Source organism: Pseudomonas sp. HY2-MNA-CIBAN-0224 (assembly GCF_040310285.1).
Taxonomy (GTDB): Bacteria; Pseudomonadota; Gammaproteobacteria; order Pseudomonadales; family Pseudomonadaceae; genus Aquipseudomonas; species Aquipseudomonas helleri.
In genome coordinates this window covers 1-231 of sequence record NZ_JBEOPQ010000954.1, presented here as the reverse complement: position 1 = coordinate 231, position 231 = coordinate 1, and the positions used below count along the sequence as shown (strand labels likewise).

General features: G+C 29.4%; 1 protein-coding gene. It reads right to left on the bottom strand.

The annotated features are described in order from the left end of the window. The coding region (locus tag AAEZ03_RS29075; RefSeq protein ID WP_350583482.1) for a hypothetical protein at nt 1-231 on the bottom strand (231 nt) is incomplete at both ends.

Here is a 231-nt window from a genome sequence, read left to right as displayed (position 1 = left end):
ATATTGACCATCTCTATCTATGACAAAACCACATTCAACACAAGTGTTGACTATAAAAACTTTGTTAAGTATTTCACTACGCACCTTTTTTATGGGTGAAAAAACATAATTCTTAGAAAAATGTGTATTAATAATTCTAAGCTCTTTATCGCTACAATCTTTTATTTTCTTAGAACGTACTTTATAGTCTTCTTTATATCTCACCTCAGAAATTATCGGATTGGAGTAACC